Origin of the sequence: Pseudomonas gessardii, from assembly GCF_001983165.1 — a bacterium.
In the GTDB taxonomy this organism is placed as follows: domain Bacteria; phylum Pseudomonadota; class Gammaproteobacteria; order Pseudomonadales; family Pseudomonadaceae; genus Aquipseudomonas; species Aquipseudomonas gessardii.
The window spans coordinates 58,843-71,700 of record NZ_MNPU01000009.1; the positions used below are offsets into that span (position 1 = coordinate 58,843).

Genomic DNA, 12,858 nt, shown 5'->3' on the forward strand with positions numbered 1-12,858 from the left:
ACTGAGGGCCTATAGCTCAGTTGGTTAGAGCAGGGGACTCATAATCCCTTGGTCGTAGGTTCGAGTCCTACTGGGCCCACCATCTCTGAAAGCCGCGCACTGCGCGGCTTTTGCGTTTCTGCCAGTCACCCCAGGCACCACTGGCCATGAGCCTGTAACATGCTCCCCCACTGCCATCCGCGCCGGAGCCCAACTTGTCCGCCACCCGCCCTCCCGTCCTTGATGAAATCGACCGCCAGTTGATCGCCGCCTTGCAGCTCAACGCCCGCGAAAGCGTGGCCATGCTCGCTCGCCAACTGGGGATTGCCCGTACCACCGTGACCTCGCGCCTGGCGCGCCTGGAAAAGACCCAGGTGATTACCGGCTACGGCGTGCGCCTTGGCCAGCGCGTGGTGGATGGCGGGTTGCAGGCGTATGTGGGGATCACGGTGCAACCGCGCTCTGGCAAGGAAGTGCTGCGTCGCCTCAGCGCCATGGCCCAGGTCCAGCAGTTGTGTGCGGTCAGTGGGGAGTTTGACTATGTGGCCTGGCTGCGCACCGATTCGCCGGAGCAACTGGATCAACTGCTGGACCAGATTGGCAGTGTCGATGGGGTAGAAAAGACCACCACCTCGATCATCCTCAGTAACAAATTGGATCGTGGCCAGCCAATCTGACCACTAACTTCGTCATTTCGACTAAAAACAATTCAATCCGACGACACATTGCGTCTTATTAACGAGCGCTACGCTCCCTAGAATGGCTGCCATCTTTTCCTATACTTCACGGGTCGTGCCCCGTGCAGTTGCCAGCAAGGTCAGCCATGAACGCCACCCACAAGAACAATCGCCACCCTGCAGACGGTAAAAAACCCATCACCATCTTTGGCCCGGATTTCCCGTTCGCCTTCGATGACTGGATCGAGCACCCCGCCGGGCTGGGCAGTATTCCTGCCGCCAGCCATGGGGCCGAAGTGGCGATTGTCGGGGCGGGTATTGCCGGGCTGGTGGCCGCCTACGAGCTGATGAAGCTGGGCCTCAAGCCAGTGGTGTACGAGGCCTCGAAAATGGGCGGGCGCCTGCGCTCCCAGGCTTTTGAAGGGGCCGAAGGCATCATCGCCGAACTGGGCGGTATGCGCTTCCCGGTGTCGTCGACGGCGTTCTACCACTATGTGGACAAGCTGGGCCTGGAGACCAAGCCCTTCCCCAACCCGTTGACGCCGGCCTCCGGCAGTACCGTGATCGATCTGGAAGGCCAGACCCATTACGCACAGAAACTCGCCGACCTTCCTGCACTGTTCCAGGAAGTGGCTGACGCCTGGGCCGATGCCCTGGAAGCCGGCTCGCAGTTCAGCGATATCCAGCAGGCCATCCGCGACCGCGATGTGCCACGCCTCAAGGCGCTGTGGAATACCCTGGTGCCGCTGTGGGACGACCGCACGTTCTACGACTTCGTCGCCACGTCCAAGGCGTTCGCCAAGTTGTCGTTCCATCACCGCGAAGTGTTCGGCCAGGTGGGCTTCGGCACCGGTGGCTGGGACTCGGACTTCCCCAACTCGATGCTGGAAATCTTCCGCGTGGTGATGACCAACTGCGACGACCACCAGCACCTGGTAGTCGGTGGCGTGGCCCAGGTGCCCATGGGTATCTGGCGCCATGTGCCAGAGCGTTGCGCCCATTGGCCTGCCGGCACCAGCCTCAGTTCCCTGCACCATGGCGCGCCACGGGCCGGGGTCAAGCGTATAGCCCATGCTGCCGACGGGCGTTTTGCGGTCACCGACAACTACGGCGATACCCGGGAATATGCCGCCGTGCTGACCACCTGCCAGAGCTGGCTGCTGACTACCCAGATCGAATGCGACGAAAGCCTGTTCTCGCAAAAAATGTGGATGGCCCTGGACCGCACGCGCTATATGCAGTCGTCGAAAACCTTTGTCATGGTCGACCGGCCTTTCTGGAAGGACAAAGACCCGGAAACCGGCCGCGACCTGATGAGCATGACCCTCACCGACCGCCTGACCCGCGGCACCTACCTGTTCGACAACGGCGACGACAAGCCGGGGGTCATTTGCCTGTCTTACTCGTGGATGAGCGACGCCCTGAAAATGCTGCCGCAGCCCATCGATAAACGGGTGAAGCTGGCCCTTGATGCGCTGAAAAAAATCTACCCGAAAGTCGACCTCAAGGCGCGCATCATTGGCGACCCGATCACGGTTTCCTGGGAGGCCGACCCGCACTTCCTCGGCGCATTCAAGGGCGCGTTGCCGGGCCACTACCGCTATAACCAGCGCATGTACGCGCACTTTATGCAAAAGGATATGCCGGCCGAGCAGCGCGGGATTTTCATCGCTGGCGACGACGTATCCTGGACCCCAGCCTGGGTCGAAGGCGCAGTGCAGACCTCGCTGAACGCGGTTTGGGGCATCATGACCCACTTCGGTGGCAGTACCCACCCGCAAAACCCGGGGCCGGGGGATGTGTTCGATGAGATCGGCCCTATCGCCCTGGCCGAATAAGGAGCCAAGCCATGCGTGTCGCCCTGTACCAATGCCCGCCATTGCCGCTGGATGTGGCCGGCAATCTCAAGCGCCTGCATACCGTCGCCCATGAAGCGTCCGACGCAGATGTGCTGGTGCTGCCGGAGATGTTCCTCACCGGCTACAACATCGGTGTTGAAGCCGTGGGCGCGCTGGCCGAAGCGCAGGATGGGCAATCGGCACAAACCATTGCCGAACTGGCTCAGAACGCGGGCCTGGCAATTCTGTACGGCTACCCGGAGCGGGCCGAAGATGGGCAGATCTACAATGCCGTGCAACTGATCGACGCCAGGGGCCAGCGCCTGTGCAACTACCGCAAGACGCACCTGTTCGGCGACCTTGATCACTCGATGTTCAGCGCTGGCGGCGATGAGCTCCCCATCGTCGAGTTGAACGGCTGGAAGCTGGGGTTCCTTATCTGCTACGACCTGGAGTTCCCGGAAAACACCCGGCGCCTGGCCCTGGCCGGTGCCGAGCTGATCCTGGTGCCGACGGCCAACATGGTGCCCTTCGACTTCGTCGCCGATGTCACCGTGCGGGCACGGGCCTTTGAAAACCAGTGTTATGTGGCCTACGCCAACTATTGCGGGCATGAAGACCAGATCCAGTATTGCGGGCAAAGCAGCATCGCCGCGCCGAATGGCCAACGCGTTGCCCAGGCGGGGCTGGATGAGGCGCTGATCGTCGCCACCCTCGACCGCCAGGTGATACACAACGCGCAAGCGGCCAATCACTACCTGGCAGACCGGCGCCCCGAGCTTTACGCAGCGCTGCATAAGCACTGATCAGCGCGCTTTGCGCTAGCATAGGCACTTCCTACGTTCTGGAAGTGCTCATGCCTGTGCCGGCCCACCCTCATCATTTGCAACTGACCCTGGCCAATGGCCTGCGGGTTTCCCTGCGTCATGCCCCACGTCTCAAGCGCTGTGCAGCGGCCTTGCGGGTAGCGGCCGGCAGCCATGACGCGCCGTTGGCCTGGCCGGGGCTGGCACATTTTCTTGAGCACCTGCTGTTTCTCGGCACCGAGGCTTTTCCTGCAACGGACGGTTTGATGGCCTACGTGCAGCGCCACGGTGGGCAGGTCAACGCCAGCACGCGCGAACGCACCACCGACTTCTTCTTTGAAGTGCCCACCCCCGTGTTTGGCGACGCGCTACAGCGCCTGGGCGATATGCTTGCTCATCCGCGCCTGGCCATGGACGAGCAACTGCGCGAGCGTGAGGTGTTACAAGCAGAGTTTATCGCCTGGTCCCAGGATGCCGAGGCACAGCATCAGGTGGCGATCCTCCAAGGCCTCGCTGCCGGGCATCCGTTGCGGGGGTTTCATGCGGGCAATCGTGACAGCCTGCCGGTGCCACGGGAGAACTTCCAACAAGGGCTGCGAGGGTTCTATCAGGACTTCTATCAAAGCGGGCAAATGACCTTGAGCCTTGCCGGCCCCCAGTCGCTGCAAGAGCTGCAAGCCTTGGCCCAGCACTTTGCCGATAGCCTGCGGGCAGGCCCGCGACGCCCGCAGCAGGCACCGCCGGCATTGATGGGCGACGATAACCATCGCTATCCATACCTCCATAAGCAGCAACTGCATCACCTCATTGCCTGCAACGCGCCCCGCGAAGCCCTGGAGTTCCTCTGCACCTGGCTGAATGCCACGGCCCCCGGTGGTTTGCTCGCCGAGTTGCAAGCACGGGGCTGGGCAAGCGCGCTGCACGCCAGGGTGCTGTACCTGTTCGCCGGGCAGGCGCTGCTGGATATCGGATTCACCCTGCAACCCCAGGGTTCGCAGCAGCCCCAAGCAATCGAAGGGCTCTTAAATGACTGGTTGCGCTTTTTCGCCGACAGCGACTGGACTGGGCTGCGCGAAGAGTATGCCCTGCTGATCGAGCGCCAGCGGCAAATCAGTGGCGCCTTGACCCTGGCCCGCCAGGACAGTGAAAACCTCGCAACGCAGGTGTCCGAGCCGCATTGCCAAGCCCTCAAGAGCCTGCTGAACACGCTGCAATCGGCGCCCGCACAACAGGCCTGGCAACTGCCGCCGGGTAATCCATTCCTGCAACAAGCCCCCCAGAAACAGCGCCCCGGACTGATTCGCGGCCAGACCAGCGCCCATCGCGGCTTGCGGACCTTTGCCCAGGATCGCTCCCGTGGCCGGCGCGAACTGCCAGGCCTGTCGTTCAGCCAAGCCTTGCCCGCCGATAGCGACGAAGGCGCCCTTTACCTACGCTGGCAACTGAACTCGCCCGCGCCTTGCCTGGGCAACCCCCTGCAAGCGCTGCGGACCAACGCCCGTCAGGCCGGCGTGGAATTATCCTTTGAAGCCGCAGGCAATGACTGGCTGCTGAAAATGAGCGGGCTGCATGAACCGATGCCCGCCATCGTCGAGCAACTGGCACGCGACCTGGCCCAACCCGACCTTTGGCAACAGGCGCCCAGCAGTCCGCCGCCACAGATGGCCATTCGCGAGTTGCTCAAGGCATTGCCAACCTGCATGGCCGACACCGGGCGCAGCGCGGATGTCAACGCGTCACCCGATCTCTGGGCCACCGCCCGCTGGCAAGGCCTGGGCATGGGCCTGCCGGCGGCGTGCGAAATGGCGATCAACAATGCGGCGGCACGTCTGCCCGGACAATGTGCCGAGAGTGGACATAAAACCCAGCCCATCAACGGCCAGCATCGCTGGCAAACCGTAGCAACCGACGGCAACGAAGCCGCCTTGCTGCTGTTTTGCCCGGCACCGAGCCAGTCCCTCGCCGACGAGGCCGACTGGCGATTGCTCGCACACCTGGCCCAGACCCCGTTTTACCAGCGCCTACGCGTCGAGTTACAACTGGGCTACGCCGTATTCAGCGGTATCCGACAACTCAATGGGCAAACCGGCCTGCTGTTTGGCGTGCAGTCGCCCAATGTGGCGCTTGCGGGGCTGCTCGACCCTATCCAGGCCTTTCTCAAGCAACTGCCCGCCTTGATCAAGGGCAGCGAAGACCTGGGCAACACGCCCCTGGCCCAGCAGTTTTCGCCACAGACACTGCCCACCTCCCAAGCCGCCGAACTGCTCTGGCAGGCGCACTTGGCCGGGCATGGCGCAGACTATCTTGAGCCACTGCAACAGTTGATCCAGACCCGCACACGCCAGCACCTGATCGATGCGGCGCAGCGCCTCAACCAGGCCGCTGGCGGCTGGCAATGCCTGGCCAATGGCGCAGCAGTGGGCGCTTTCCAGTAAGACAGCGTTGATCGTTGCCGATGTTGCAACAGGCTTTTTCCACCAAGACAGCGCTAGCTTGAGGAGAAATGCGTAATATTGCGCCACACATCTGAACATCTCCGCCTGGAGATGGACTATATGTATTACTTGGTAGTAATCGCCCCATCCCTTAGTAGGAGTATGAATATGACGTGGTCCAAACCTGCTTACACTGATCTGCGTATCGGTTTTGAAGTCACCATGTACTTCGCCAGCCGCTGATTGCTTTTGTATTGCAATGCAACGCCTCGGCTCGCCGGGGCGTTTTTATTTTGAGTCTTGTGTGAAGGAGCGGCGATGCTTGTCCAGATTCTAGGTTCGGCGGCCGGTGGTGGTTTCCCGCAGTGGAACTGCAACTGCGTGAACTGCGCCGGTTTTCGCGATGGCAGCCTGCGGGCCCAGGCCCGCACCCAATCGTCCATCGCCCTCTCCGATGATGGCGTGAACTGGGTGCTGTGCAACGCCTCGCCGGATATCCGCGCGCAACTGCAAAGTTTTGCACCGATGCAACCCGGCCGCGCACTGCGCGATAGCGGGATCAGCGCAATCATCTTGATGGACAGCCAGATCGACCACACCACCGGCCTGCTCAGCTTGCGCGAAGGCTGCCCGCACCAGGTATGGTGCACCGATATGGTCCATGAAGACCTGAGCACCGGTTTCCCGCTGTTCACCATGCTGACCCACTGGAATGGCGGCCTGGATTGGCAGCGCATCGAGCTGGATACCAGCTTCACCATTCCCGCCTGCCCCAACCTGCGCTTCACCCCGCTGCCCCTGCGCAGTGCCGCGCCACCCTACTCGCCCCATCGGTTCGACCCGCACCCCGGTGACAATATCGGCCTGATCGTCGAAGACCTGCGCACCGGCGGCAAACTGTTCTACGCCCCCGGCCTGGGCAAGGTGGACGCGCCGCTGTTGGAAGTCATGGCCGGCAGCGACTGCCTGCTGGTGGACGGCACGATGTGGGATGACGATGAAATGCAGCGCCGTGGCGTCGGCACCCGCACCGGCCGCGAAATGGGCCACCTGGCACAGAACGGCCCCGGCGGCATGCTGGAAGTGCTGGAGCAACTGCCCCGGCAGCGCAAAGTGCTTATCCACATCAACAACACCAACCCGATCCTCGACGAAGACTCCGCCGAGCGCGCCGAGTTGGCGCGGCGCAATGTAGAAGTAGCCTACGACGGCATGAGCATTGAACTGTAGGAGAGCCCCAATGACCGATACACCGCTGAGCCCCGCCGACTTTGAACAGGCCTTGCGGGCCAAGGGCGCCTTCTACCATATCCATCACCCCTACCACGTGGCGATGTATGACGGCCGGGCCACCCGCGAGCAGATCCAGGGCTGGGTCGCCAACCGCTTCTACTACCAGGTGAACATTCCGCTGAAGGACGCCGCGATCCTGGCCAACTGCCCGGACCGGGAAATCCGCCGCGAGTGGATCCAGCGCCTGCTCGACCATGACGGCGCCCCCGGCGAAGACGGCGGCATCGAAGCCTGGCTGCGCCTGGGCCAGGCCGTGGGCCTGGACCCGGATCAACTGCGCTCCCAGGAACTGGTGCTGCCCGGCGTGCGGTTTGCCGTCGATGCCTACGTCAATTTCGCCCGCCGGGCCAGTTGGCAGGAAGCCGCCAGCAGCTCACTGACTGAGCTGTTCGCCCCGCAGATCCACCAATCGCGCCTCGACAGCTGGCCCCAGCATTACCCGTGGATCGACCCCGCCGGCTACGAGTATTTCCGCACCCGCCTGGGCCAGGCCCGGCGTGATGTCGAGCACGGGCTGGCGATCACCTTGGCGCACTACACCACCCGCGCCGGCCAGGAGCGGATGCTGGAGATTCTCCAGTTCAAACTGGACATCCTGTGGAGCATGCTCGATGCCATGAGCATGGCCTACGAACTGAACCGCCCGCCTTATCACAGCGTGACCGCGCAGCGGGTCTGGCATAAAGGGATCACCCTATGAGTTTCGATCGCAGCAAAAAACCGACATGGCGCCAGGGCTATCGCTACCAGTACGAGCCGGCGCAAAAGGGCCACGTGCTGCTGTACCCCGAAGGCATGATCAAGCTCAACGACAGTGCCGCATTGATTGGTGGCTTGATCGACGGTGAGCGCAGTGTGGCGGCGATCATTGGCGAGCTGGAGCGGCAATTCCCCGGCGTGCCCGAACTCGGGGAAGACATCGAGCAATTCATGGAGGTCGCACGTGCACAGCACTGGATCGAACTTGCCTGACAAGCCCGAGATTGGCCTGCCGCTATGGTTGCTCGCCGAGCTGACCTACCGCTGCCCGCTGCAGTGCCCGTATTGCTCCAACCCGCTGGACTTCGCCGAACAAGGCAAGGAGTTGAGCACCGAACAGTGGATCAAGGTGTTTCGCGAGGCCCGGGAGATGGGTGCAGCACAACTGGGCTTTTCCGGCGGTGAGCCGCTGGTGCGCCAGGACCTTGCCGAGCTGATCAGTGAAGCCCGCAAGCTGGGGTTCTATACCAACCTGATCACCTCCGGCATCGGCCTGACCGAGCAGAAGATCAGCGATTTCAAGAAAGCTGGCCTGGACCATATCCAGATCAGCTTCCAGGCCAGCGACGAACAGGTGAACAACCTGCTGGCCGGCTCCAAAAAAGCCTTCGCGCAGAAGCTGGAAATGGCCCGGGCGGTCAAAGCCCATGGCTATCCGATGGTGCTGAACTTCGTCACTCATCGACACAATATCGACAAGATCGACCGCATCATCGAGCTGTGTATCGCCCTGGAAGCAGACTTTGTCGAGCTCGCCACCTGCCAGTTCTATGGCTGGGCCCAGCTCAACCGCGTCGGCCTGCTACCCACCCAGGCACAACTGACCCGCGCCGAGCGCATCACCAACGAATACCGCGCCAAGCTGCAAGCCGAAGGCCACCCCTGCAAGCTGATCTTTGTCACACCGGACTACTACGAGGAACGCCCGAAGGCCTGTATGAATGGCTGGGGCAGTATCTTTCTGACAGTCACACCAGACGGCACCGCCCTACCTTGTCACGGCGCCCGACAGATGCCGGTGCAGTTTCCCAATGTGCGCGACCACAGCATGCAGCACATCTGGTACGACTCGTTTGGCTTCAACCGCTTTCGCGGCTACGACTGGATGCCCGAGCCGTGCCGCTCGTGCGACGAGAAAGAAAAGGACTTCGGCGGCTGCCGCTGCCAGGCCTTCATGCTGACCGGCGACGCCAGCAACGCCGACCCGGTGTGCAGCAAATCCGCCGATCACGGCATCATCCTCAATGCCCGGCTCGAAGCCGAGCACGCCACACAGACCATCGAGCAACTGGCCTTTCGCAATGAGCGCAACTCGCGGCTGATCGCCAAAGGCTGACGGATCAGCGCTTGGCGATGATGTACACCGCATGCACGATGCCCGGGATGTAGCCACACAGGGTCAACAGGAGATTCAGCCAGAACGCGCCGGCGAAGCCCACTTGCAGGAACACACCCAATGGCGGGACCAGGATGGCGATGATGATACGAATGAAGTCCATGGGTCAGCTCCAAAAAATCGGCTCGTGTGAGCCGTACAGCTAATCGACCCTGGCCGCGCGTGAGGGTTCAGTGGAATCTGGCACCGGGCCATCCTCCTCAGGCGAGGATCTCCAACCCGTGCTTTTGCACGATGCTCAGCAACTTGAGCGCCATGCCGCTGGGCTGCTTCTCGCCGGATTCCCATTGCTTGACTGTCGAGGCGCTGGTGTTCAGGTAGCGGGCGAACACTGGCTGGCTGACATGGCTACGTTCGCGCAGCTGCTTGATCTGGGCGGCAGGTATCTGCGCCGGCACAGGCGCAATGCATAGCTCATCGAACTCCCGAAGGGTGGTCTTGCTGATGGCACCGATCGAATGCAGCGCGCTGGCCGATTGGTGAATGGATTCCAGCGCTTCACTTTCATATTTTTTGCTCATGATGTATCTCCACAAACTCCCTGAGATCCAGTAATTGCTGGATCTGTATTTCGTTCAAGCCTTCATAGGCCTTTGCCAATGCCCTAAACCCAGCCAATTCCTTGTGGCTGATATTGCTTTGATCTTGCTTGGCGAACAGAAACTGATAAACCCAGTAATGCCTGCCCTTTGCCAAAACGATGGAACGATGCCGGTTGTGATTGAGGCGTTTCTTCCAGACGCCACCGCCCAAGTTATCCGCTTGGCCCCTGAGCATTTCGCCAAATGCCTCTCCCAACTCCGAATCGCAGATCCAGGCTTTGCTGGCGGCATCAGCAAAATGCCGGCTTTTGAACAGTCTGAGCTTCATAGGCATCCCTTCCCCATAAACATACCACTCAGTGGTAGATATTAGAAATAGGGCACACACAAAAATCTCTGCACCCTACCGGCACTCCCTGCCGGCGCCCGCTAAAAAGCCATTTTTTTCGACGGATCTCAAGCCTCCTTTTCAATCCAAAAATGACACACAAAAAAACGCCCCCAGCCAAAAGAATCAGGCTGGAGGCGCCGCGTATACCGCGAGACGGTTCAGAAATAAGGGTTAAACAGCGATGCCCTTGCGGCATTGCAATTGAGCGGTGTGCACGCGGGAAAAGGCACGGGCCAGACGCAGTAGCATTTCGTCAATATTGCTCTTGCTTAACGTCAGCGCCGGGGTAAAGCGCAGGCAGTCGGGTTGGGGGGCATTAAGGATCAGGCCTTCATACAGTGCCGCCTTTACCACGGCATCCGCCGAATCATCTGACAAACTCAGGCCCCACAACAGGCCCTGGCCCCGCAGCTCGCCCTGGCCATAGCGGTGGGCAAGGCGCGCCAGGCCTTCGCCCAGGTACTGGCCGGTATCACGCACATGTTCGAGGAAGCCGTGACCCAGCACGCTATCGAGCACGGCAACGCCGGCTGCCGCCATCAGGGCATTGCCGTGATGGGTGCCTTCCAGCTCACCGAGTTCAAAGCAGCAGGCTGTGCCGCGGGCCAGCAGCGCAGCCAATGGCACTCCGCCGCCCAGGCCTTTGCCCAGGGCCACGATGTCGGCGCGCACGCCGTAGTGTTGTTCGGCTAGCAAGGTGGCGCAACGCCCCATCCCGGTCTGCACCTCGTCAAGGATCAGCAGGATGCCCAGCTCCCGACACAGCCGCTCCACGCCCTTGAGGTAATGCTCGGTGGCCGGAACCACCCCGGCGTCGCCCTGGATCGGCTCCAGCATAATCGCCACGGTTTGCGCGTCGACGGCGGCATGCAAGGCCGGCAGATCGTTGAACAGTACGTGGCAGAAGCCCGGCAGTTGCGGCTCGAAACAATTGTCACCAGAAGCCGCCCGTGTCGCCAGGCTGCGGCCGTGGCAAGCGTGGCTGGCGGTGATGATGCGATAGGCGCCGCCACGATGCCGTTGGCCCCACTTGCGCGCCAGCTTGATGGCCGCCTCGCAGGCTTCTGCCCCGCTGTTAAGCAGGTAGGCCTGGTCGCTGCCGGTGCTGTGGCACAGGCGGTCTACCAGGTTTAGTTGGCTGCGGTTGTGCAGCCCTATGCCAGGGTTGATCAGCGCCTGCGCCTGGTCGGCCAGCGCGCGCACCAGCACCGAAGGGCTGTGGCCAAGGCTGTTGGCAGCGCCGCCCTGGGTAAAGTCCAGGTAGGCACGGCCTTCGCTGTCCCACAACCAGGAACCCTGGCCACGAACGAAGACCTGAGGTGGCCGGGCCACGGTGGGCATCAGGGATTGGCTGGAAAACTCATCGCACAGCATCGGGGTTTTCGCGTCCAGGAGCAGATCATCCAAGCTCGGTGCCGGGCGGCGCAGGTTGAACAGGTTCATGCCTGCACACCCCGCAGGGTGTTGGCAACTCCGGGTTTCCGGGAGTCCGGTCTGTCGTTTTTTGCCTTGCCTATGTAAACACCATCGCTGTAAACGGTATTCATCGCGCTTTCTGGCCCTGTAAGCCTTGTGAATAGGCGCTAGACTAGGCGCCTTGGGGGCGTTCAGCCATTTCGATTTTGCAGCTTTTTCGATAAGCGTTACTTATGGATTTTAAGCAACTGCGTTATTTCGTCGCGGTGTACGAGGAAGGTCATGTCGGCCGGGCCGCTGAACGTCTGTCGATCTCCCAGCCGGCGCTGTCGCAGCAGATCCGCCAGTTGGAGCAGCACCTGGACGTAAGCCTGTTCGAGCGCAGCAGCAAGCGCCTGCTGCCAACCCTGGCCGCACACACCTTGTACAACCACGCCCTGCCATTGCTCGATGGCATGCAGCAAGCCGTCGAGGCCCTGCGCCACTTCAAGGGCCAGGCCCTGCGTACCCTGGCCATCGGCGTGCTGCAAACCGTGCATACCAGCCTGGTGCCGCAAATGCTGGAGCGGGTACGCAAAGCCCAGCCGCACCTGGTGGTGCAGATCTACGAGTTGACGGGCCTGGAGATCGAACGCCGCCTGCTCAATGGCTCGCTGGACATTGGCATCAGTTACTTGCCGGCACGCCAACCCGGGTTGCACGGTGTGTTGCTGTATGAAGATGAACTGAAAGTGGTCATCCCGGCTGACCATCCCTTGCGTGAATTCAAGAAGGTCTCCCTCAAGCAAGCAGCGGAGCTGCCCATGCTGCTGTTGGGGGAAGAGTTCCAGGTCCGGCAGATTTGGCAGGCGCAGCTGGCGAACCTGGGGCGTCGGCCACAGGTGCAAGCGGAGCTGAACACCATGGTGGGGATTCTCGACAGCCTGCCCCATACCAAACTGGCGACGGTACTGCCCGGCCGTTCACAGGACGAACACAGCAGCCAGGCGCTGCTATGGAAGCCCTTGAGTGAGCCACGGGTGCCGCTGAAAGTGGGGTTGGTGTGCCGCGATGTACAACGCCAACAAGCGACGCTGGCGTTGCTGCGCACCTTGCTCGAAGACGTGATGAATGGTCCACATGGGCCGACCGCCACGGTAGACGGGCTGGCCTGAACTTTTTCGCGCCCAATAAGAAAACCCCGCCGAAGCGGGGCTTTGCAGACTGTTTCCCTGACATCCATTTCACTCCGCCATCCTGGCAGAATCCTACGTGTCCCTGTTGTTGCTTTGCGCTTCCTGCGCGACGTCCATGTGAAGTAGATTAGCTGTGGATCCAATCTGGCGA

14 protein-coding genes and 1 tRNA gene are annotated in these 12,858 nt (G+C 61.6%); 11 read left to right on the forward strand and 4 right to left on the reverse strand.

Annotation, left to right across the window (positions count from 1 at the left end; genetic code table 11):
* Positions 1–5 precede the first annotated feature (5 nt).
* The 10 genes from BLL38_RS09035 (at position 6) to pqqE (ending at position 9,123) form a co-directional block, all read left to right on the forward strand.
* A tRNA-Ile gene (locus tag BLL38_RS09035) sits at positions 6–82 on the forward strand.
* Positions 83–194: 112 nt separating this feature from the next.
* Positions 195–656: an Lrp/AsnC family transcriptional regulator gene (locus BLL38_RS09040; RefSeq protein WP_076962246.1), complete on the forward strand. Its 462-nt coding sequence runs from the start codon at positions 195–197 to the stop codon at positions 654–656.
* Positions 657–802: 146 nt separating this feature from the next.
* Entirely contained in the window at positions 803–2,494 is a 1,692-nt protein-coding gene (locus BLL38_RS09045) for a flavin monoamine oxidase family protein (RefSeq protein ID WP_076962247.1), read from the forward strand.
* Between the two features lie 11 nt (positions 2,495–2,505).
* Positions 2,506–3,300 carry a carbon-nitrogen hydrolase family protein gene (locus tag BLL38_RS09050; RefSeq protein WP_076962248.1) on the forward strand — a complete coding sequence of 265 codons (795 nt, stop codon included), beginning with the start codon at positions 2,506–2,508 and terminating at the stop codon, positions 3,298–3,300.
* Positions 3,301–3,350: 50 nt separating this feature from the next.
* On the forward strand, positions 3,351–5,735 hold the full coding sequence (pqqF, locus tag BLL38_RS09055; protein WP_076962249.1) for a pyrroloquinoline quinone biosynthesis protein PqqF: 2,385 nt from the start codon (positions 3,351–3,353) through the stop codon (positions 5,733–5,735).
* Between the two features lie 168 nt (positions 5,736–5,903).
* A complete protein-coding gene (gene pqqA / locus BLL38_RS09060; protein ID WP_003194766.1) occupies positions 5,904–5,978 on the forward strand; it encodes a pyrroloquinoline quinone precursor peptide PqqA in 75 nt (24 codons plus the stop codon).
* Positions 5,979–6,053: 75 nt separating this feature from the next.
* Positions 6,054–6,965 carry a pyrroloquinoline quinone biosynthesis protein PqqB gene (pqqB, locus tag BLL38_RS09065; RefSeq protein WP_076962250.1) on the forward strand — a complete coding sequence of 304 codons (912 nt, stop codon included), beginning with the start codon at positions 6,054–6,056 and terminating at the stop codon, positions 6,963–6,965.
* 10 nt (positions 6,966–6,975) lie between these two features.
* Positions 6,976–7,728, forward strand: a complete 753-nt coding sequence (gene pqqC / locus BLL38_RS09070) for a pyrroloquinoline-quinone synthase PqqC (RefSeq protein ID WP_076962251.1) — start codon at positions 6,976–6,978, stop codon at positions 7,726–7,728.
* Positions 7,725–8,000, forward strand: a complete 276-nt coding sequence (gene pqqD / locus BLL38_RS09075) for a pyrroloquinoline quinone biosynthesis peptide chaperone PqqD (protein WP_076962252.1) — start codon at positions 7,725–7,727, stop codon at positions 7,998–8,000. The genes pqqC and pqqD overlap by 4 nt, the downstream gene beginning before the upstream one ends.
* A complete protein-coding gene (pqqE, locus tag BLL38_RS09080) occupies positions 7,993–9,123 on the forward strand; it encodes a pyrroloquinoline quinone biosynthesis protein PqqE (RefSeq protein ID WP_154220470.1) in 1,131 nt (376 codons plus the stop codon). The genes pqqD and pqqE overlap by 8 nt, the downstream gene beginning before the upstream one ends.
* 4 nt (positions 9,124–9,127) lie before the next feature.
* Here the strand turns inward: pqqE and BLL38_RS09085 are convergent, their stop codons facing one another.
* From BLL38_RS09085 to BLL38_RS09100, 4 genes are all read right to left on the reverse strand, one after another.
* Entirely contained in the window at positions 9,128–9,286 is a 159-nt protein-coding gene (locus BLL38_RS09085) for a YqaE/Pmp3 family membrane protein (RefSeq protein ID WP_076962254.1), read from the reverse strand.
* 97 nt (positions 9,287–9,383) lie between these two features.
* A complete protein-coding gene (locus BLL38_RS09090; RefSeq protein ID WP_076962255.1) occupies positions 9,384–9,704 on the reverse strand; it encodes a helix-turn-helix domain-containing protein in 321 nt (106 codons plus the stop codon).
* The gene (locus BLL38_RS09095; RefSeq protein WP_076962256.1) at positions 9,688–10,053 is read right to left on the reverse strand and encodes a type II toxin-antitoxin system RelE/ParE family toxin; all 366 of its coding nucleotides are present in this window, start codon (positions 10,051–10,053) and stop codon (positions 9,688–9,690) included. The genes BLL38_RS09090 and BLL38_RS09095 overlap by 17 nt, the downstream gene beginning before the upstream one ends.
* Before the next feature lie 234 nt (positions 10,054–10,287).
* The gene (locus BLL38_RS09100) at positions 10,288–11,559 is read right to left on the reverse strand and encodes an aminotransferase class III-fold pyridoxal phosphate-dependent enzyme (protein ID WP_076962257.1); all 1,272 of its coding nucleotides are present in this window, start codon (positions 11,557–11,559) and stop codon (positions 10,288–10,290) included.
* A gap of 206 nt (positions 11,560–11,765) precedes the next feature.
* Between BLL38_RS09100 and BLL38_RS09105 the strand changes: the two genes are divergently transcribed.
* Positions 11,766–12,686 carry a LysR family transcriptional regulator gene (locus BLL38_RS09105; RefSeq protein WP_057960806.1) on the forward strand — a complete coding sequence of 307 codons (921 nt, stop codon included), beginning with the start codon at positions 11,766–11,768 and terminating at the stop codon, positions 12,684–12,686.
* Positions 12,687–12,858 lie beyond the last annotated feature (172 nt).